The following is a 20,178-nucleotide window of genomic DNA, read 5'->3' on the forward strand; positions in this document are numbered from 1 at the left end:
GCGCTCGTTAGCGCACAAATAATATCGAGCGCTATCGTTATCGCGGTTGAGCGTAAGCGGACAACCCGTTTCGTCGGCACCGCCAGACCGACATTGCATCGGCGGCGCAAAGCATTGCACAAATGCTTGTTTGCACAAGCACGCGCTGCTGACTAGATTCGATGCATGCCATCAGCAGGAGGGCGCACGATGTCATTGAATCTCGCATCGTTCTATCGCCGGGCCGTGTCCGCTGCCTTCGAAGCCGTGCGGCAGCGGGTCCATCGCGACCAGCCGCGCGACGATCCCGAGCGACTCGAGCGCATTGCGACTTACGCGCGCGCGGGATACTTCAATATGGGCTATACGCTCGAATCGTTTAGCGTGATCGCGGAAATCGCACCGGATTGACGGTGTCATCGGTGAGTTGTGCGCGCTTGTGCGCGCGCGGCATATCGCCGGCCGTCATAACCTTAGTCGCAATCGGCTTTGATCGGGGCGCGCACACTACCTATACTCGTGCGCTTGTCGATCAACCCAGGCCGCCTCGCCGGCACGAGCATGTCGCGACCTCCACGTATTACTAGCGACGCGCATGATGCGTCGAAACCCGCGTCGCCGCGTCGGCGCCTGTTGGGTGGTCTCGCGCTGTCCGCGTTGGCCGCGCCAAACCTGAAGGCGGCGACGCTGCTGAAGCCGCTGGGCGTCGATCCGTGGACACAAACTCCCGGCGCGCCGATTCTCGAGCATCCGTACGGGCTGCCGTCGCCTCGCGAGTCGAACGTGATTCGTCGTGCCGCGCGGGCGTGGCCGATGCCGGGCGCCGCATCGTCGCTGACGCCGCTCGCGGATCTGCATGGCTCGATCACGCCGAATGGGCTCGTCTATGAGCGGCATCATGCCGGGGTGCCCGATATCGATCCAGACACGCACCGACTCGTGATTCATGGTCTCGTGCGCGAGCCGAAGCTCTTCACGATGGACGATCTGCTGCGCTTGCCTTCGGAGTCGCGCATTCATTTTCTCGAGTGTTCGGGCAACACGGCGAGCGAATGGAAAGGACCGAGCGGGCTCCCTGTGCAGATCACGCATGGACTGCTGTCGTGCTGCGAGTGGACCGGCGTCAGGCTGTCGACGCTGCTCGAAGCCGTCGGTGGACGCACGCTGACCAGCGACGGCGCAACGCCGCAATGGCTGCTCGCCGAAGGCGCGGACGCCGCCGCGATGACACGCAGTTTGCCGCTCGACCGGATTCTCGACCGTGCGCTCGTCGTCTATGCGCAAAACGGCGAACGCCTGCGGCCGGAGAACGGCTATCCGCTGCGTCTGTTGGTGCCGGGCTTCGAGGGCAATACCAACGTGAAATGGCTGCGGCGGCTGAAGGTCGTCGATGCGCCGTTGCAGACGCGCGAAGAGACGTCGAAATACACGGGCATCCTGCCCGACGGCCGCGCGCGTCAATTCGTGTTCGAGATGGACGCGAAGTCGGTGATCACGCGGCCTTCCGCCGGACAGCGTCTGACCGCGCAGGGCTTCTATCCGATCGTCGGGCTCGCGTGGTCGGGGCGGGGAGCGATTCGCAAGGTCGAGGTATCGACCGACAGTGGAGCGACCTGGCAGGCCGCAGTGCTCGACGAGCCCGCGCGCGATCGCGCGTTGACCCGCTTCCAGGCCGGCTTCGTGTGGAACGGTGCGCCGACCGCCATTCTGTCGCGCGCGACGGATTCTACCGGCTACGTTCAACCGACGCGCGAGGCGCTCGTCGCGGCGCGTGGTCTGAACTCGAACTATCACTACAACGGCATTCAGCAGTGGCGCATCGAAGCCGATGGGAGCGTTAAAAATGCGTGAGCATCTGCGGTTCGGTGCTTCGAAATCGAAAACGATGCGCGCTCTGCTGGCATGGGTCACGGCTAGCAGTCTGCTCGCTGGCTGTTCGTCTTCATTCGATGCAACGCGCGACGCGCAGTCCGCTGCCGCCGCTCAAGCGCGCTGGCGTTCATCCGTCGACGCGATCGGCAAGCCTGTCAGCGAAGCCGATCTGAGCGCATGGAATATCGATGTCGCACCGAACGGCCACGGCTTGCCCGACGGCAGCGGCGACGTCGCAACGGGTGGCCGAATTTTCGCGGCGAAATGCGCGGCCTGTCATGGCGCGAAAGGCGAGGGGCTGATCGGCGATCAGCTGATCGGTGGGGCGGGCACGCTCGCGACCGCGAGTCCGAAACGCACCGTTGGCAGCTTCTGGCCGTATGCGACGACGCTATTCGACTATATAAACCGGGCGATGCCGTATAACGCGCCGCAGTCGCTGAGCGCGGACGAGGTGTATGCCCTCAGCGCGTGGATCTTGAACCGCAACGGCATCGTGCCGGATGATGCGCGTCTCGACGCGCATTCGCTCGCCGCTATCCGCATGCCGAACCGGGATGGCTTCGTGCCCGACCCTCGGCCGGGCAAGCTGTGACAGGCGTTCGGCCGGCGGGCTTATTGGAGCAGTAAGGGAATTAAGCCTGCGGCGGCAACAGCGCCGCAAGCAAGCGGCGCAACTGCGCCAATTCGCTTGCCGTCAGCCGTTCAGTGAGAATGCGCTCGACCTGCTCGACGCGCGGACGCAAGGCCGCAAGCTGCTTCTTACCCGCAGCGGTGAGATACAGCACATAACTGCGCTTGTCGACAGGATCATCGGCGCGCTCGATCTGGCCATTGCGCACCATGCGTGCAACGAGATCGGCGATCGTCGAACGATCCACATCGAGCTTGTCTCCGAGTTGCCGCTGACTGACGCCAGGCGTCTCGTGCAAGACCTCGAGCGCCGCGTACTGCACGCTCGTGATCTCCGCGGAAACCTCGCTCAGCCAGACCGCTGCATGGCGCTGTTGGGCACGGCGCACCAGACTGCCAGTAAATTTTGGGAGCGCGCCGGCGTCTTCAGGTTTGATCGGCAATTTCGGAGTGTCGGATTTGGTTATGGCTTAACGCGCGCGAAAGATGGGCCGGAAGAAGGCGTTCAACTCCGCGTACGCATTCAATGGGAGAACATGGGCCACGTATTGGTCGGGACGTACCACCACGAGTGCACCTTGTTCGCGATCGATGCCGCGCTCGTCGAAGATATCAGTCGTCGCGTCGCACGTAAATGCCTTTTCGTAGTCGATCAGACCGTGGCGACCCTTGCGCGGCAGCAGCAGAGCAGGGATGTCCTGGAGGCGGACTTCGCGATGCGGCTGTTGCAATACCGCGCGCAGATCGAGAACGCTGTCCACGTCGGCGTCCTTCGGCGTGAAGAGCCGCAAAACGGATTCCGGCGATTTGTCGAGATGCTCACACAACGCATTCAGCGCACGACCCGACGCGTCCGCAAAAGCGTACAGACGCCAACGGCCGTCGGCTTGCGCCGCATGCCCGAGATGGAACGGTTTTGCATCAGCGAGGCGAACCACAGGCGAGGAGTGAAAGCGCGTGCCGATCGTAAAGCCTTTGGCGAGCGCCTGATGCGTCGCTTCGCCGGTCAGGGTGGCCGGCCGGTAACGCGTCGCGACGCCTGCCGTGTAGCGGCCAGCGCGAACGAAGTACGCCTGAAGCTCCGCGGGATCGACACCGCCTGCTTCGGGCCGGTTGGGGTCCTTCGGCGGAGCGGCCATCATGGCCGACCATTCCTTGTCGAAATCAATCAGCTCCTGCGCAATGGGTTGGCGCTCGTCCGAATACGTGCGCAGCAGATCGGCGTCGCTACGGCCTTCCAGCACCGCGCCGAGCTTCCAGCCGAGATTGAAGCCGTCCTGCATCGACACGTTCATGCCTTGGCCCGCTTTGGCGCTATGCGTATGGCAGGCGTCGCCCGCGATGAACACGCGCGGTTCGCGCGAAGTGCCGTCGGCGGCGATCGCGTCGTCGAAGCGGTCGGTGAGACGCTGACCGACCTCGTAGACCGAGAACCACGCGACTTCCTTGACGTCGAGCGTATAGGGATGGAGGATGCTTTGCGCCGTCTCGATGATGCGATCGACCGTGATCTGCTTGAGGTTGTCGCGATTCTCCGGGGTGACGTCGCCGAGGTCGACATAGAAGCGAACCAGATATCCGCCTTCGCGCGGAATGATCAGCAGGTTGCCCTTGCTCGCGGATTGAATCGCCGCTTTCAGCCGGATGTCCGGGAAGTCGGTAACGGCCAGCGCATCCATCACGCCCCACGCATGGTTGGCCGCGTCACCGCGCAGCGTTTGTCCGATGGCGGTGCGTACCCGGCTGCGCGCGCCGTCGCAACCGACGACATAGCGCGCGCGCACGGTCACGGTCTCGTCGAGCCGTGCGGGATCGGTGCGCCGCAGCGTGACCAGCACCGGGTATTCATTCGTATCGTCGCGCTGGACGTCGACCAGTTCGAGGCCGTAGTCCGGTTCGATCCGGCGCGCGGAGCGACGCATCACGTCAAGCAGATACTCCTGAATACGCGCCTGATTGACGATGACGTGCGGAAATTCCGAAAGACCCGTTTCGGTATCCTGAACCCGGCCGGTACGACTGATCGCGCCGCGGTCATTTGCATCGGGTCGCCAGAATACCGTTTCATTGACCCAATAGGCTTCTTGCAGCAGGCGATCCGCGAGGCCGAACGCATTGAACATCTCGACGGTACGGCACGCTACGCCATCGGCCTGTCCCATCTGCAACGGTCCGTCGCGACGCTCGACGATGCGCGTGTTGATCGACGGGAATTGCGACAGTTGCGCGGCCAGCACGACTCCGGCAGGGCCGCTGCCGACGATCAGCACGTCGACCTTCTCCGGCATCTGCGCAGCATGTGCGTTGCCGATGGCTGGCTCGATTGTCGGATCGCCGACCCGGAAACCGTTGAGATGAAATTGCATGACGTCCTCCTCCGTTCAGTAAATATCTGCTGAACGCGAATATACTCCGTACCCCAACCATTTTGAAGTACTTCGTGCGAGGATGGATGTTTACCCTGGTTTAGAAGAGCCCTCCTGGATCGTCTGATTCAATGGCCGTGCCAATGGCCTCCATGGCCACCCCAGTAGCCGCCAATGCCGATGCCGAGGCTCACGGACGGCGGTGCGACGTAGTACCCGGGCGCATAGCCATAAGCGGGCGCTGGCTCATACCCATAGCCATAGCTGGGCGGCGGCGGGGCGACGACGCAGCCCGCGAGGCCGACCGATACGGTGATTGCAAAGAGTAGTCTGCTCATGATCGTTGTCCTCCACTCATGGAGGGCGTGCAAGATTCGGTCCAGCCGCCTTCTGCCACCACGTCGACAGAACCCATTCGTCGGCGGAGAAGTAAAGCGGCAGCATCGCCGGATAGGCGAGGCTGTTTCGGTACGCGATGCGATGAACCGCGGAATACCAGTGCGGGATCACGTAGTAGCCGTTCATCAACACCCGGTCGAGCGCGTGGGTCGCATCGACGAGCTGCTCATCCGTTTGCGCGCCCAGCACCTTGCGCAGGATCGCGTCGATGGCCGGCGACTTCACGCCGGCGAGATTGTCGGAGCCGGGCTCGTCCGCGTACTGGCTGCCGAAACGCGATAGCTGCTCGGTGCCCGGCACCTGCACGTCGGGCAGGCGCACGGTCGTCATGTCGAAGTCGAACGCGTCGATGCGCTTTTGAATCAGTGCGAAATCGGCGGTGCGAAAGTTCATCGTGATGCCGAGCTTGTGCAGATTGCGGCCGAACGCAGCGGCGACCGGTTCCATCGACACGCCGCCGCCCGTGTCGCCGAGCAGCTCGAAGACGAATGGCTGACCGTTCGCGTTGCGCAGCGCGCCGTCGCGATACGTCCAGCCCGCTTGGGCCAGCAGCTCGCGCGCCTTGATCAGGTTGGCGCGCAGCGATCCCGGTGGATCGGTGTTGGGCTGTTGCGGCATCTCGCCGAACACGGCGGGATCGAGTTCCTGGCGCAATGGCTCGAGAATCGCGAGTTCGCCTTCGCTGGGTTTGCCCCTGGCCTGCAGGTCCGTGTTGACGAAGAAGCTGTCGGTGCGCTTGTACTGATCGTAGAAAAGCTGCCGGTTGAGCCACTCGAAGTCGAACGCGAGATCGAGCGCCTCGCGCACGCGCACGTCCTGAAAGAGCGGCCGCCGCAGGTTGATGAAAAAGCCCTGCATGCCCACGCCGTTGTGATGAGGAAACTCGCGCTTGATCAGCTCGCCGCTGTCGAAGCGCTTGCCGATATCGCGCCGTACCCAGCTCTGAGCGGTGTGTTCGACGAGCACGTCGTACTCGCCCGCCTTGAACGCTTCGAGTTGCGCGACCGCGTCCGCATACAGCTTGTAGTCGATGCGCGCGAAGTTGTGCGTACCCACGCGGACCGGCAGCGACGCACCCCAGTAGTTCGGGTTGCGCTCGTAGCTGATGGTTCGGCCGTTGTCGTATCGCTCGATCAGATAATCGCCGCTTGCGATCGGCTTCTCGAACGCGAGTTGGTCGAAAGGAATGCGCGTGCCGTCCGGCCGCATGCCCCACTTGTGCGAAAACACCGGAATTCCGCCCGCGAGCAGCGGCATTTCGCGTGTCGCGACCTTGAAATCGAAGCGAATCGTGAGCCGATCGATCACCACCGCGCGCGCAATCTGCCCGAAGTACACCGCGAACTGCGGCAGCGCCTGCGGACTTTTCAGCGTGTCGAACGAGAACTTGACGTCCGCTGCGGTGACCGGATCGCCGTTCGAGAAGCGCGCTTTCGGATTGATGTGGAAGGTTGTCGACAGGCCGTCCCTGGCGACGTCGATGTCGTCGGCGAGCAGGCAGTACGCGCTCGCCACTTCGTCGGCGCTGCCGGTCGTCAGGCTTTCGAACATCAGTCCCAGTCCCGGTGCGGGATTGCCTCGCAGCGTAAAAGGGTTGAATTTATCGAAGCTCGTCAGCCGGTTCGGATTCGCGAGCACGAGCGTGCCGTCGCGGGGGGCCTCGGGATTGACGTAATCGAAGTGTTTGAAATCGGCGGGATATTTGGGCTCGCCGTATTGCGCGATCGCGTACACCGCGCAAGCGGGATCGGCACTCCATAGCGCCGATCCGCTCAGCACGAGCGTGAGCAGCAAGCGCCAGCTGTTGGACGAGCGGTTCGTCGGGATCGTCATGGAATTCCTCACGCCGTCGCGGTATTCGCACCAGTGTATCCACACGGCAGGCGATCGCGCTGCACGCGTCAGCCGCCCGCGCCCGTCACGACATCCTTTGGCGCGCCGACCGGCTTGCCGTTCTCGAACGTCACGTACGAGACCACGTAACCGCTCAACGGCGAGCGGTCCCAACTGCCGTGCTCGCCGATGAACGCGCCGCCGCGATACGTCCGCATTAGCCATGCCTGAACGCTTCACTTGACTGTCGGTCTGCGAGGTCTGCGCGGTTGGGCATGGCCGGCGCTGAGATTGGATACACCCGTTGGCAGCGTCGTCGCGAACGATAGACGCTCACCCGACGGAATAGCGGACGTTAATCACGGATCACCTCGCGCAGCACATGACGCGTGGACGCGTCATGGACAAAGCACTGACCGGTGAAATCGTCCATCGGACCTATCCGATTTTCGAAATCCGTTGTCATTTCGCATTCAATTGACACTACCTAATAATCTCAAAGGGCTTTCTGGCATATCTTCGACAGCCCGAAAGCTTATTGGTAGAAGAGAGTACGGCCGAATGAGGCGAGTATTAGTTATGGTTCTGGTTTGTGTGTTCAATGCCGGTCGTGCCGCAGACCTTACGTCACTCACCGATTCCGCTTTGGCGAACGACGCAAAGCTCAAAAGTGCGGAAGCTACCTGGCATGCAGAGATCGAAAAGGAACCTCAGGGGCGCGCCGGGCTTCTTCCTCGGGTCACTCTTCAGCAATCAAACTATCGCAATGGCGTGAGAGTGCCCGGGATGAGTTATCCGGGCTATTCAACGAACGGGTTCACGCTTTCCCTGACTCAGCCGGTTTTCAGATGGGATGCGTGGGAAACGTATCAACAGGGCAAGCTGTCAGTCATCGAAGCAAATCTGGCATTGGCGCAGGCAAAGCAGGACCTGCTCTTGCGCGTCTCACAAGCCTACTTCACAGCCCTTGGTGCGCAGGACGATGTCGAGCTGTCCCGCAAACACAGGGAGGCCGTTGCAGAACAGCTGGCGCTTGCAACGCACCGGTTTTCACTGGGTGACGCTACTGTCGTGGACGTCAATGAGGCACAGGCCGGTTTTGATTCTGCGCAGGCTGACGAGATCGCCGCACACAGCCAGCTCGATGAAAAATATGCCGCCCTGCAGAAGATCGTAGGAAGCCCTGTCACGCGGGTTGATGGCATGCGGGACGGTTTTAATATTCCCCCTGTTGATCCGCCCGATGTCGATTCATGGATCGATGCCGCGGCTGACGCTAATTATCATGTCCGCCAGAGGCAGGTTGCACTCGAAATTGCCGAACGTGAGCGCTCGAAGGCACGCGCGGGCGACTACCCGTCCATTTCTCTCGTCGGAAACGTGAATCAAGGCAATGCCGCATACGTCAATGGGCAATCGAACTTCAATACGGGCGGCAATCGCGGGACATCGAGTGCACTTGGCATCCAGATCACCATACCGCTCACTGACGGACTGATGACCCGAAGTCGGGTGCGCGAGGCCGCTGCGCTGAGGGAGAAGGCCGAACACGATCTCGACGATGCGCGGCGCAGCGCCGAACTCGAAGCGCATGAGGCCTGGCTCGGCGTGACGCGGGGGCTGGCGAAGATCGATGCACTGAAGACCGCAGTGAAGTCCGCGGCCATTGCTCTCAGATCAAACCAGACCGGCTACCGCGTGGGCGTCCGCGTGAACGCCGACGTGCTATCGGCCCAAGACAAGCTTTACAGCGCGCGGCGCGATCTCGCCAAAGCGCGTCAGGAAACTTTGGTTCAGGGCCTGCGGCTCAAGGCAAGTGCTGCGCGTCTCGAGCGGACAGACATTGAATCCCTGAATGCGTTGCTCGCGAGCAATAGCGATGCAGAACGGCCTGTACAGAATTCAAACGCTGGGGAGTGAGAATGTATCTGCTGATCAGGCGCCATCTGGTTCTGGCGAGTGGATTTGGTGTCATCTCGAATCTTCTGGTGCTCACCCCGACGATCTATCTTCTGCAGGTCTATGACCGCGTACTGCCGAGCCGCAGCATTGAGACGCTGTTGATGCTGATGGCCTTTATGGCTATCACGCTAGCCATGATGCTGCTGGTCGACGTGGTGCGCGGCCGCATTCTGGCGGATCTCGGCCTGCAACTCTGCGCCCGGCTGGACCGGCTCGCGCTGCTGGCGCGGCTTGATGCCAGCGCGCGCCAACGTCAGTCGTTCACGGTCGCGACCCAGACGGACATCAACACATTGCGCGGCTTTCTCTCAGGGCCGGGGGTTGTTGCATTTCTTGATGCGCCCTGGCTCGTCATCTACCTGATCATCATCTGCCTGTTTCATTGGGTACTGTGTCTGATCGCCGCGATCAGCGGAATCGTACTGTTCGCACTGGCCCTACTCAACGACCGGGTGATCGCGAAGAACATCGGCACTTACACGGACAAGCAGCGTGAATGCGACCTCGCCTACAGCCAGATTGTCCGGAATGCTGAGGTCGTAACGGTGCTTGGCATGGCGGAAAAAATCGTGCGCGCCTGGGATATCCGCAAGCGCGAATACATCGAGGCACAGCAGCAGGTGGCAGACAGCAGCGCGTTCTACAGGAACGTGACGAAGGTTTCGCGGCAGGCGATTCAGGTCATCATGATGGCTGCTGGCGCATGGCTCGTGATCAACGAACACGCAACGCCCGGTGTCATGCTCGCTACCACTATCCTGCTGGGCAAAGCGCTCGCGCCCATCGAACAGATGATCGGAAGCTGGAAGCAATTCGGCGAACTCCGTCAGGCGTGGGGGCGACTCAATGAACTTCTCAAACCCTCCTCTGAACACGACGCTATCGCATTGCCAGCCCCGGCTGGGGCTGTGTGTGTTGAGCGAGTGACCTTCAGTGTTCCGTCCCGGGTGCCAGGGCAGGCCGGTCGGCTTCTATTGCGCGATGTGCAGTTCTCCCTCGGTGCGGGTGAGACGCTGGTGATCATCGGTCCCAGTGCGTCGGGAAAATCGACGCTCCTGCGGGTAATTGCCGGCCTGTGGCGTCCTCAGGTTGGGGCGGTACGGCTCGATGGCGCGGATGTGTCGCAGTGGCCACGAGACAGACTCGGTCAGTACCTGGGATACGTGCCCCAGGATGTCGAGCTTTTCGCCGGGACGGTCGCGGAGAATATTGGAAGAACTGCACGGCCTTTGCAGCTAGATTCCGATTCGATAGTGCGTGCAGCGAAGCGCGCGGGGGCGCACGAGATGATTCTCGGTCTGCCCAACGGCTACGACACGCAGATCGGGGAGTCAGGCGAAACGCTCTCTGGTGGACAACGGCAGCGCATCTCACTCGCGCGAGCGTTATACGGAGACCCGAAGCTGCTGCTTCTGGATGAGCCAAACGCCAATCTCGACAGCGATGGCGAAGAAACGCTCGATGCAGCCCTGAGGCAGATCAGGGCGGACGGAGTCACGGTCATCGCGGTCACGCATCGACCAGCATTGATGGCGATTGCCGACCGGGTGCTATTGATGAGGTCTGGTCAGGTCGAGCGTTTCGGAACACGCAATGAGTTCGCGACGAAAACCGGTCAGAACACAGCTGACGAAATTGCCGTTCCGCCTACACCCGCAATCCGTTCTTCATCCATCGCGCCTGCGATGTCGAGAGCTTTGGACCCCGCAGTGAGAACCCTGTTGTGAAAGCATCAAACCTTGTTGCAAATGCTGTCAAAAAAACAAAGCGATGGTTACAGTCGACTGAAGACAACCAGGCAGACTGCCTGCCATTGCCACGAAAGCTCATCGTGAATGGATGCCTAGGTATCGCACTAGGCATTGCGGCGGTAGGAGGTTGGGCGGCACTTGCACCGCTCTCGGGCGCAGTTATCGCCGAAGGTGTCGTACAGACCGACGGCGAGCGCAAGACCGTCCAGCATCAGGAAGGTGGCATCGTGAAAGAAATCCTGGTCAACGACGGTGATGCAGTCAAAGCTGGACAAACCCTGCTTGTTCTGGACAACGTGCGACCCGGTGCTGCGCTAGCAGCCCTGGAGGTCCAACTCGACGCCGAAGAAGCGAAGATCGCGCGCCTGAGCGCCGAGCGGGACCTGAAAAAGGCCCCGGTTTTCCCGGAACGATTGACGGACCAGCGCGACGACGCGCGTGTGGCGGAATTGCTGCGGCATGAAATGGCGCTGTTCACCGCCCGCAAGCGGGCGTTGTTCGATCAGTTGTCCCTCCTGCAGATGGAACTGGGACAGACCCGACAGGAGATTGCACTCAGTCAGCAGGTGGTGACTACGGCAAGTCGTGGACATGCGCTCTCAGAGCAGCAGTTGCACACCAACGAGCAACTGCTGAAAGAAGGGTTTGTGGCCGAAACGAAGGTGGTGGACTTACGACGTGCCGAGGCGGAGTCGCTCTCCCGCGTCCATTCGGGCTCGGCCGAACTGGTGCGCGCAAATCAGAAGCGGACTGACATCGAACTGAAGATAAGCAGCCTGAAAAACGATTATTCGAAAGCTGCCAGCGACGAACTGAAGGAAGCGACCAGCAAGGCATTCCAACTCGCCGACGAGATCCGTCCAGCGAAGGATCTGAGCACGCGTACGCAGATTACGGCGCCGGTTGCGGGCGTCATTGTCGGGCTGAATGTGCATACGGTCGGCGCTGTAATTGGCCCGCGCGAGTCGATCGTCGATATCGTCCCGGAAAATACTCCACTGGTGATCGAAGCGAAAATCAAGCCGGACCACATCCGGGAGATTGCGCTGCAGAGTGCGGCCGACGTGCGGCTCACTGCCTATAACTCACGCATAACGCCGATTCTTGAAGGCAAGGTCATTTATATCGCTGCCGATACGCTCGTGGACAAGGATACCCGCCAGCCTTTCTACACCGCGCGCATTGAGGTATCTCCTGCAGCACTCCGGAAAGCAAACAGCATTGCAAAAAAAGAAGTCGTACTAGGTCCCGGTTTGCACGCGGAGGTATTCATTCAGACGTATGCGCGCTCGGCGCTGGATTACCTGCTTGAGCCGATGAAGGATGGAATCCGTAAATCCATGCGGGATTGACCGCGATGCGCCACTCCTGATCGTGAACTTCACATCAGAAATCACCAAAAGACTGGACCATTCCCGGCTTCTATGGGTGTTTTCCAATGACGGAAGAAATCGATGCTGGCATCGCAGAGTGTCTCATATTCCGCAGGATGCAGTCCGAATACCCTCAGGTCTCTGCTGCGATAGAAGTCTTTTCGTCATGAATTGGAGGACTTTCGTAATGTCAAAAAAAATAAACGTATTTTTCTTGCTCGCGACGCTATCTCTGTCGGCCTGTATAACGGAAGACCGAGGGCAGAGCATCCCGCTTTCGTCAAGCGAGTTCGCAAGATCGTTAAAACTCGTTGTGGATCATGGTGATCTGAGTGACTACAAGTTTTTGGGGGAAGCGCTGCATCTCGGCATTGTGCGTCGCCCGGAAGAAAAGACGATAAACCCCCTCGATGACAAGCTTCTGGGGTATACGACCAATTTTACATTTTCAAGTATTCCCTCGGAGTATGAAAGAGGGAATCTATCGTATAGCTATTTTCAACCCACTGATCGTGATTTTTCACGAGTGCAGTTTCTAATTTTTATTAACAGAGACTCCTTGTGCGTTAAGACAGAACAGATCAAGGGGGTGTTCGGTAACACTGCCCATCGACACCCCAACCCGCATTCAAATTCGGTTGGCTTTTTTTATCAAGAAGATAAGGGGATAAGGATTTCTTTTGATTACGTAAGTAATAGTAAGTGTTTGGTTTCCATTTCAATGTCGCAAAACGCAAACAGGGATTAATTAATGAGTCAAGCAGTTATAACGGGTCAAGAAGCGATGTTCGCTAACGTCGTGCTGTCAGCCGACGACATCAAGTTGATCAATATGAGTCCGACATTGGTTAGCGAGCTTCTTCAATACAATGCCGATGTGCTGGCGCACAAAGTAAACGCCATCGTGAGCAACCCCGCGAAGCAAGGCGTTGATTGGGACCCCAATAACAATTACATTCAATTCGGGACGTTCGGTGGAAGTAGCGCGTCTCAGCTCGACGCTACACTCTTTGTCGGAACACTTGCGCACGAGCTCGGGCACTACATCAATAACAAGGGTGATCTGGATCTACAGGCACAACTGTCTATAATAATTTTATAATTTATCAGGAAATCCGAAGTGCGGGTGGACCATCCATCACAGTTAACGGGGGGACCTCATCGCCTGCAGGTACGGCGTTGATTACCGTTCTGGACGGGTTGTACGCTCAAAGTATAGCTAACGGTATATCCAGTGACGTCATCAAGAATCTTCTGATAGACCCCGCTGGCGGTTATTTTGCATCATTACCTACCAGCGTGAGCGGCCAGACCTACGAGGCTTTTTATGGCACGGCTTGGGGCGCCCATTCAACAGGCGTTCCGGTTTCGCCTGCGGCAAGTATCGAATATAGAACAAATGCAACAACAGGGCTTATTGAATCGATCGAGCGCGATCTGACATCAGGTCAAGTGCAGATCGTGAAATTCGATGCCAGCCTTGCCTATACGTCGTCGCTGTACGGCGCTGGTGGTCAGATCGAAGAATTTACGTCGTTTTCCGCATCGAATTTTAAGCTGCAGGACATTTATTTCGATGGCAACGGTAATAAGACGCAGCAGTACGACTTCAACCTGGACAGCAGCTATGTTGTGCATGTCTTTAACTCGGATGGCACTCAGGTCGCAGGAGTTTTTGATCCGAACGACCAGATGACCGAATACGCAACGTTCGCCGTCAACGGCTTCAAGACAGAGGACCTGTTTTTCACGAACGGGAGGGAGACCACGCGGTACGACTTCGTGGAGGGTGGTAACACCACCAAGTACGAGTTCCATGTGGACGGCTCGCAGAATGTCTCGCTGTTCGGCCCGAACGGCCAGCTCACCGAGTACGCGACGTTCGCCGCCGACGGCTTCAAGACACAGGACCGGTATTTCACGAACGCGACGGAGACCACGCGTTACGACTTCGTGGAGGGTGGCAACACCACCAAGTACGAGTTCCATGTGGACGGCACGCAGAATGTCTCCCTGTTCGGCCCGAACGGCCAGCTCACCGAGTACGCGACGTTCGCCGCCAACGGCTTCAAGACACAGGACCGGTATTTCACGAACGCGACGGAGACCACGCGGTACGACTTCGTGGAGGGTGGCAACACCACCAAGTACGAGTTCCATGTGGACGGCTCGCAGAATGTCTCGCTGTTCGGCCCGAACGGCCAGCTCACCGAGTACGCGACGTTCGCCGCCAACGGCTTCAAGACACAGGACCGGTATTTCACGAACGCGACGGAGACCACGCGTTACGACTTCGTCGAGGGTGGCAACACCACCAAGTACGAGTTCCATGTGGACGGCACGCAGAATGTCTCCCTGTTCGGCCCGAACGGCCAGCTCACCGAGTACGCGACGTTCGCCGCCAACGGCTTCAAGACACAGGACCGGTATTTCACGAACGCGACGGAGACCACGCGTTACGACTTCGTCGAGGGTGGCAACACCACCAAGTATGAGTTCCATGTGGACGGCACGCAGAATGTCTCCCTGTTCGGCCCCAGTGGCCAGCTCACCGAGTACGCGACGTTCGCCGCCAACGGCTCCAAGACGCAGGACCGGTTTTTCACGAACGGCCATCTGACGCAGGAAAATGACTTCCTGAGTAACGGCAACATCATTGTCCATATGATCAACGGCGACAATTCGGAAACGGCGACGCTATATGGCGCGAACGGAATGCAACAGGAGCTCGCGAAGTACGATTACAGTGGCAGACTGTACCAGGACTTCCAGTGGGACTCGTCCGGTCACATCACGCAGCAGATCAACTTCAACGCTGATGGAAGCCGGACCGTGTTTCAGTTTCACGCCGACAATAGCTATGACGCATATCTGTTTAACTCGGCCTTGCAGGAAACAGAATTTGACTCGTTCAATGCACTTGGGAATCTGACGGGGTTCTACAAGTACAGCTATAACAATGACGGCAGCTACTGGTCAACTCAGTACGACGCGACCGGCCATGCGATCGGAAAGTCGGAAAACTCGTCATCCGGGCAATGGCTTCAGAACGGCGGCATCTACATCCCTGGCAATGGTGGTTCATTTCCGATCGGGAATCTGATGTTCAGCGGCCAGATCTAAAGCGGCAGCAGTAGTCCGGTACCAGCCGTCGATGAAGGCCGAAGTATCATCGCGCAGGAACAAAGCTGGGATGTGAGTCTGAAACCCGTCGTATGACACGATGGGTTTTCTCACTCCCAAGCGCGCGTCGACTGTGATGGTTACCTGGAGAGCGGGGCGCAGATTGAGATGCCCCCGCTGCCACGTACTACTACGATGTGACGGGCAACCTCGTGGGCCTGAAGGATGCGAACGGGCATCTGAGCACGCAGCAGCGGAAATGCGGTCTCGCGCAACCCGCCGTGTCGAAGTCGTGGTATGCGCTGGGTAATCGCGAGCGCACGTACCAGGACATCGATGGCCGCATCGTCAAGAGGATCAGCGCGGCAGGTCGAACGGTGCAGTATGACTACCGCTGGGCGAGCATTTTAACGCCGCCCCGCCTCGGCTTTCACACCAACCATCAACGCAACCCCACTAACCACAAGCAAACCCGCAAGCAAATAGATGGCGACATCCATATTCCCCGTCATCGTACGTATCTGACCGATCACCCACGGACTGATGATCCCGCTCGTAATCCCAATACTGCTAATAAACGCAATCCCCGACGCAGCCGCTTTCCCGGACAGATAGCCCGTAGGCACCGCCCAAAAGATCGGCAGCGCCGCGAAAATCAACACGGCAGCCAGCGACAAGATACCCAGCATCGCAGCAAAGCTGCTCAGGTGCAGCGTAAGTGCCGCGAGCGCGAGACCCCCGCCCACCGTGCAGAAAGCAAAATGCTTACGCCGTTCCCCAGTTCGATCCGAACGACGCGCAATCAGAATCAAACCCACCGCGCCGATCGCATTCGGCACCACGGTGTAAAGACTCACCGCCACGACATCCTGAACGCCGAAATCACGAACCATCAACGGCATCCAGAAGTTGAGTGTCAGCGATGCACAGGTCAGCGAAAAATAGATGAACGCGAACAGATAGACGCGCGGATTGAGCAACGCCGCAGCGAAGCTGCGACCATGATGCCCACTGTCTTTCGCCTGACCTTGCACGCAAAGCGCGACGAGCCGGTCCTTTTCTGCCTGCGTGAGCCAGCTCGCGTCGTGAGGTTTGTCGACCAGATAGCGCCACGACAGCAATCCGAGAATCACAGCCGGTGCGCCTTCGATCGCAAACATCCATTGCCATCCGAACAGCTTCAGCACGCCGCCCATGTCCCGCATGATCCAGCCGGAGAAAAGTCCGCCGAGCACGCCCGCGACCGCCACGCCCGCGAAAAACACCGAGATCACGGCGGCGCGCCGGCTGGCCGGAAACCAGTACGTCAGATACAGCACGATGCCCGGGAAAAAGCCCGCCTCGAACACGCCCAGCATGAAGCGCAGAACGTAAAAGTGCGCGGGCTTCGACACGAACATCATGCACATCGACGCGATGCCCCACAGCAGCATGATCCGCATGAAGGTTTTACGCGCACCGTATTTGGCCAACAGGATGTTGCTCGGCACCTCGCACAGAACATAGCCGACATAGAACACGGCTGCGCCGAGTCCATACATCGCGTCGCTGAAGCCGAGATCATGCTTCATCTGCAATTGCGCGAAGCCGATGTTGATCCGGTCCAGAAACGACACGACGTAGCAAAGAAACAGAAACGGCACGATGCGCCACGCGACCTTTCTGAACATCGAATCGTCGCTAGCGACGGACGCGGCGTGGCCAATGGCGTTGCCATCGAGGGAATGCTGCATGTCTCGCTCCAGGTGCGGAGCGCGCCTGTACGAAGACGAGCGCGCCCGAGGCGTCTAGCGCGCCTTCATGGTTTGAACGGGGAAAAGGAAAGACCGGACGGTCTTTCCCGGAGTGCGTGGGGCGATCAGCTCTGCAGGGCGTCCCACATCTCCTTATCGCGCTGCGCGGTCCAGATGCGCGGATGGCTGATGCCGCTCGCTTCGTCGTAGGCTCGCGACACGTCGAACGGCAGGCAATGCTCATAGATGAAGACGTTGCCGAACTTCGGGTCCATCGCCTTGCGCGTTAGCGCCATCGCACCCTTCAGATCGAGCTTGTCCCTGAACGCATCGCGGCCCGCCTGCAATAGCGTGGTCACGAAGTCTTTCGTGTAGTCGAGGCCCTTGTTCACTTCCGCCGGCGACAGCAGCGCGGGGCCGCGGCCCGGCACCAGCTTCTCCGCATTCAGCGCGCGCAATGCTTCGAGCGTTGCCGGCCATTGTTCGAGTTGCGCGTCGCCGCAGTAACAGGCCGCGTCGTACTCGACCAGGTCGCCGGAGAACAACACCTTCTGCGATGGCAGCCAGACGATAGTGTCGCCCTTCGTGTGGCCCGAGCCGAGATGCGCGATGCGCACCTCGAGCTTGCCGAGAAAGAGCGTCATTTCCTTTTCGAACACCAGCGTCGGCCACGTCAGGCCGGGCACCGTTTCGACGCCTGCAAAAAGGCGCGGGAAGCGTTCGATCTCCGACTTCATATCGGCTTCGCCGCGCTCGACGATCATTTCGTAAGTGCCGCGGCTGGCGATCACCTGCTGCGCGCCTTCCTTGAAGTACGCCGACGCCCCCAGCACGCGCACTGCATGATAGTGCGACAGCACGACGTATTTGATCGGCTTGTCGGTGACGCTGCGGATCTTCGCGATCAGGTCTTGCGCCATGGCCGGCGTGGCGGTGGTGTCGACGATCAGCACGCCGTCGTCGCCGACGATCACGCCCGAGTTAGGGTCGCCCTCGGCCGTGTACGCATACGCGTTTTCCGACAATTGGGTCCACGTGATCTTCTTTTCTTCCAGGTCGGTCTGGGATGCGAAAGCCTTCGCCATGTCTGTCTCCGTCTCGCGATTCGTTTGGGGGATGACTAATAGTCGTCGTCGCACGGACATTTGTCAATGACAAAATACCTTGTCATTCACTAAGCCAGGGTAAACTCCGTTGGTTGGTCGGCACGGTCCGATCGGATACCATCTAGGCCTTCCACGGGCGACACCGAACGGGCCGAATCTCCTTCGAGGCAAGGTCGGACAACACGATGGCTGATACGACAAGCGAAAAGAAACAGCGGGGCATTCAAAGCGTCGAGGTCGGCGGACGGCTGCTGCAGGCGCTGGCGCGACAGCGCGAGCCGCTCGGGCTGACCGAACTGGCCGGCGAGGCGCAGTTGTCGTCGGCGCAGGCGCATACGTATCTGGTGAGCCTGACGCGGCTCGGCCTCGTCAAGCGCGACGCGCTAACCGGAAACTACGAGCCGGGGCCGCTATCGTTGCGGCTTGGCCTGATGCATATCGAACAGCAGCCCGTCTATCGCATCGCGGCGCCCCACGCGGCTGCGCTCGCGGAGCGGATCGGTCTTTGCGTCGCGATCTGCGTGGCGGGCGTGCAGGGACCGACCATCGTCCGGTACGAGCGCAGCGGTGCGCCACTGCATGTCAATCTGCACATCGGCACGGTGATGTCGCTCGAAGCGACATCGACGGGCCGCGTCTTCTGCGCGTTTTGCCCACCCGAGCAGGTCGCGGAAATGGCGCGAAGCCAGGCGCAGTCGGCGGAGCCGACGCCGGCGCGCGGCCGCGCTGCCAAAGGGTCGGCTAGCGCCGAATGGCGAAAGCGCTTCGATGAGATCCGCGCGCGCGGCATCGAGCGCGGTATCGATGCGCCGAGTCCTGGCATCAGCAGTCTGAGCGTGCCGGTGTTCGATGGCGACCAACGGATGCAGCTCGCGTTGACGGCGATCGGCTCGTCGGGCTCGATCGACGTCGCGTGGGATGGCGCGGTCGCACGTCAGTTGCTCGAAACTTCCCGACGCATCACCGCAGCGCTGGTTATACCCACCTGAGAATCATGCAGATCGAAACCCCGGACGCGTCCGACGCGAACACGCCCCCACTCAGCGATACGAAAGCTCAGCGCGGCATCAGCGCGCTCGACAACACCGGTGATCTCCTGCTGGCACTCGTTGCCGCCGGCCGCCCGCTGTCGCTGCGCGATCTGGCCGCCGCCGCCGATATGCCCGCCGCCAAGGCGTTTCCGCATCTGGTGAGTCTGCTCAAGGTGGGCTTGCTGAGCCGCGACGACGCGGGTCTTTTCGGCGCGGGACCGCTCGGCATGGAGCTCGGCCTGATCGCGTTGCAGCGCATGTCGCCGATTCGCGATGCCGAACCGGAGATCGTCACGCTCGCGGCGGAGTCCGGCATGAGCGTCGCAGTGGCGATTCTTGGACCTTTGGGGCCTACCGTTATCCGCTTCGAGGAATCGGCGCGACCGCAACACGTGAGCCTGCGCGTGGGCACCGTGATGTCGCTCGTCAACACGGCGATAGGGCGCGTGTTCGCCGCGCATCTCGCGGACGACGTATTGGTCGGGCTGTTGTCGCAGGAATCGATCAGACTTGCTGGCGCGCCGGCCGCGGAGGTGTTCGTGTCGTCGAAAAAGGGCGCGCCGTCATTGGTCCCGACCTATCTGGCACGGCGCGCGAAAGTGCGCAACGACGGTATCGATGACGCACTCGATGCGCCGGTGCCGGGCATCGGCGCGTTGGCCGCGCCCGTGTTCGATCACACAGGCAGCGTCAGTCTGGTGGTCGCGGTGATCGGTCCGTCGGGCGGCGCTGATTTCAGCCTGGGCGGCGCGACCGCGCAGAGGCTGCTCGCCACGACACGACGGCTGTCGTGGCGATTCGGCTGGATTGGGCACTGAACCTGGTTCAATCCGCGCGCGCCAGCGCAAGCGCTTCGAGCAGCACGTCGGCATCGCCGATGTGGTTCGCGAGCAGCAGCACGAGCTTCGCGTTCATGAAGTGGCTTTGCTCGTCGGTCAGTCCGTTGTGCGCGTCGATGAGTTTTTCATAGAACGCATCGGGATCGGCCATGTTCGTTTCGATGTTCAGCTTGGTCAT

At 60.1% G+C, this 20,178-nt stretch carries 19 protein-coding genes; 11 read left to right on the top strand and 8 right to left on the bottom strand.

The annotated features are described in order from the left end of the window. Positions 1 to 189 precede the first annotated feature (189 nt). The 3 genes from G5S42_RS37825 to G5S42_RS37835 all read left to right on the top strand — a co-directional run bounded on the left by G5S42_RS37825 (position 190) and on the right by G5S42_RS37835 (position 2,446). Positions 190 to 390: a hypothetical protein gene (locus tag G5S42_RS37825; RefSeq protein ID WP_176111807.1), complete on the top strand. Its 201-nt coding sequence runs from the start codon at positions 190 to 192 to the stop codon at positions 388 to 390. Positions 391 to 540: 150 nt separating this feature from the next. Next, positions 541 to 1,830: a sulfite dehydrogenase gene (soxC, locus tag G5S42_RS37830; protein WP_176111808.1), complete on the top strand. Its 1,290-nt coding sequence runs from the start codon at positions 541 to 543 to the stop codon at positions 1,828 to 1,830. Next, complete coding sequence (locus tag G5S42_RS37835; protein WP_176111809.1) at positions 1,823 to 2,446, top strand: c-type cytochrome; 624 nt, start codon at positions 1,823 to 1,825, stop codon at positions 2,444 to 2,446. Before soxC ends, G5S42_RS37835 begins: the two co-directional genes overlap by 8 nt. 40 nt (positions 2,447 to 2,486) lie before the next feature. Here G5S42_RS37835 and G5S42_RS37840 read toward each other — a convergent pair whose 3' ends face one another. From G5S42_RS37840 to G5S42_RS37860, 5 genes are all read right to left on the bottom strand, one after another. After that, positions 2,487 to 2,927 carry a MarR family winged helix-turn-helix transcriptional regulator gene (locus G5S42_RS37840; protein ID WP_013094239.1) on the bottom strand — a complete coding sequence of 147 codons (441 nt, stop codon included), beginning with the start codon at positions 2,925 to 2,927 and terminating at the stop codon, positions 2,487 to 2,489. Positions 2,928 to 2,954: 27 nt separating this feature from the next. Beyond that, positions 2,955 to 4,850, bottom strand: a complete 1,896-nt coding sequence (locus G5S42_RS37845) for an FAD-binding monooxygenase (RefSeq protein ID WP_176111810.1) — start codon at positions 4,848 to 4,850, stop codon at positions 2,955 to 2,957. A 128-nt stretch (positions 4,851 to 4,978) separates the two neighbouring features. Then, positions 4,979 to 5,188 carry a hypothetical protein gene (locus G5S42_RS37850; protein ID WP_176111811.1) on the bottom strand — a complete coding sequence of 70 codons (210 nt, stop codon included), beginning with the start codon at positions 5,186 to 5,188 and terminating at the stop codon, positions 4,979 to 4,981. 16 nt (positions 5,189 to 5,204) lie between these two features. Beyond that, complete coding sequence (locus G5S42_RS37855; protein WP_176111812.1) at positions 5,205 to 7,082, bottom strand: extracellular solute-binding protein; 1,878 nt, start codon at positions 7,080 to 7,082, stop codon at positions 5,205 to 5,207. Between the two features lie 68 nt (positions 7,083 to 7,150). Next, on the bottom strand, positions 7,151 to 7,300 hold the full coding sequence (locus G5S42_RS37860; protein ID WP_176110691.1) for a hypothetical protein: 150 nt from the start codon (positions 7,298 to 7,300) through the stop codon (positions 7,151 to 7,153). A gap of 361 nt (positions 7,301 to 7,661) precedes the next feature. Here G5S42_RS37860 and G5S42_RS37865 point away from each other — a divergent pair, with 361 nt between their 5' ends. The 6 genes from G5S42_RS37865 to G5S42_RS37890 all read left to right on the top strand — a co-directional run bounded on the left by G5S42_RS37865 (position 7,662) and on the right by G5S42_RS37890 (position 15,291). After that, entirely contained in the window at positions 7,662 to 9,002 is a 1,341-nt protein-coding gene (locus G5S42_RS37865; RefSeq protein ID WP_246392350.1) for a TolC family outer membrane protein, read from the top strand. Between the two features lie 2 nt (positions 9,003 to 9,004). Continuing rightward, the gene (locus tag G5S42_RS37870) at positions 9,005 to 10,771 is read left to right on the top strand and encodes a type I secretion system permease/ATPase (RefSeq protein ID WP_176111814.1); all 1,767 of its coding nucleotides are present in this window, start codon (positions 9,005 to 9,007) and stop codon (positions 10,769 to 10,771) included. Continuing rightward, positions 10,768 to 12,147, top strand: a complete 1,380-nt coding sequence (locus tag G5S42_RS37875) for an HlyD family type I secretion periplasmic adaptor subunit (RefSeq protein ID WP_309235055.1) — start codon at positions 10,768 to 10,770, stop codon at positions 12,145 to 12,147. The genes G5S42_RS37870 and G5S42_RS37875 overlap by 4 nt, the downstream gene beginning before the upstream one ends. Before the next feature lie 208 nt (positions 12,148 to 12,355). Beyond that, positions 12,356 to 12,916, top strand: a complete 561-nt coding sequence (locus tag G5S42_RS37880) for a hypothetical protein (RefSeq protein ID WP_176111815.1) — start codon at positions 12,356 to 12,358, stop codon at positions 12,914 to 12,916. A gap of 3 nt (positions 12,917 to 12,919) precedes the next feature. After that, on the top strand, positions 12,920 to 13,270 hold the full coding sequence (locus tag G5S42_RS37885) for a hypothetical protein (protein ID WP_176111816.1): 351 nt from the start codon (positions 12,920 to 12,922) through the stop codon (positions 13,268 to 13,270). A 77-nt stretch (positions 13,271 to 13,347) separates the two neighbouring features. Then, on the top strand, positions 13,348 to 15,291 hold the full coding sequence (locus G5S42_RS37890) for a hypothetical protein (RefSeq protein ID WP_176111817.1): 1,944 nt from the start codon (positions 13,348 to 13,350) through the stop codon (positions 15,289 to 15,291). Positions 15,292 to 15,698: 407 nt separating this feature from the next. Here the strand turns inward: G5S42_RS37890 and G5S42_RS37895 are convergent, their stop codons facing one another. Further along, positions 15,699 to 17,024, bottom strand: coding sequence for an MFS transporter (locus tag G5S42_RS37895; protein ID WP_176111818.1), 1,326 nt, complete (start codon positions 17,022 to 17,024; stop codon positions 15,699 to 15,701). A gap of 125 nt (positions 17,025 to 17,149) precedes the next feature. Then, the gene (locus G5S42_RS37900) at positions 17,150 to 18,109 is read right to left on the bottom strand and encodes an MBL fold metallo-hydrolase (RefSeq protein ID WP_176111819.1); all 960 of its coding nucleotides are present in this window, start codon (positions 18,107 to 18,109) and stop codon (positions 17,150 to 17,152) included. 206 nt (positions 18,110 to 18,315) lie between these two features. Between G5S42_RS37900 and G5S42_RS37905 the strand changes: the two genes are divergently transcribed. Together G5S42_RS37905 and G5S42_RS37910 are read left to right on the top strand one after the other, a co-directional pair. After that, positions 18,316 to 19,119, top strand: a complete 804-nt coding sequence (locus G5S42_RS37905) for an IclR family transcriptional regulator (protein WP_176111820.1) — start codon at positions 18,316 to 18,318, stop codon at positions 19,117 to 19,119. 5 nt (positions 19,120 to 19,124) lie between these two features. Beyond that, positions 19,125 to 19,979, top strand: a complete 855-nt coding sequence (locus G5S42_RS37910; protein ID WP_176111821.1) for an IclR family transcriptional regulator — start codon at positions 19,125 to 19,127, stop codon at positions 19,977 to 19,979. Between the two features lie 7 nt (positions 19,980 to 19,986). Here G5S42_RS37910 and G5S42_RS37915 read toward each other — a convergent pair whose 3' ends face one another. Next, positions 19,987 to 20,178, bottom strand: a complete 192-nt coding sequence (locus tag G5S42_RS37915; RefSeq protein WP_013094246.1) for a DUF2783 domain-containing protein — start codon at positions 20,176 to 20,178, stop codon at positions 19,987 to 19,989.

The organism is Paraburkholderia youngii, assembly GCF_013366925.1.
GTDB classification, from domain to species: Bacteria; Pseudomonadota; Gammaproteobacteria; order Burkholderiales; family Burkholderiaceae; genus Paraburkholderia; species Paraburkholderia youngii.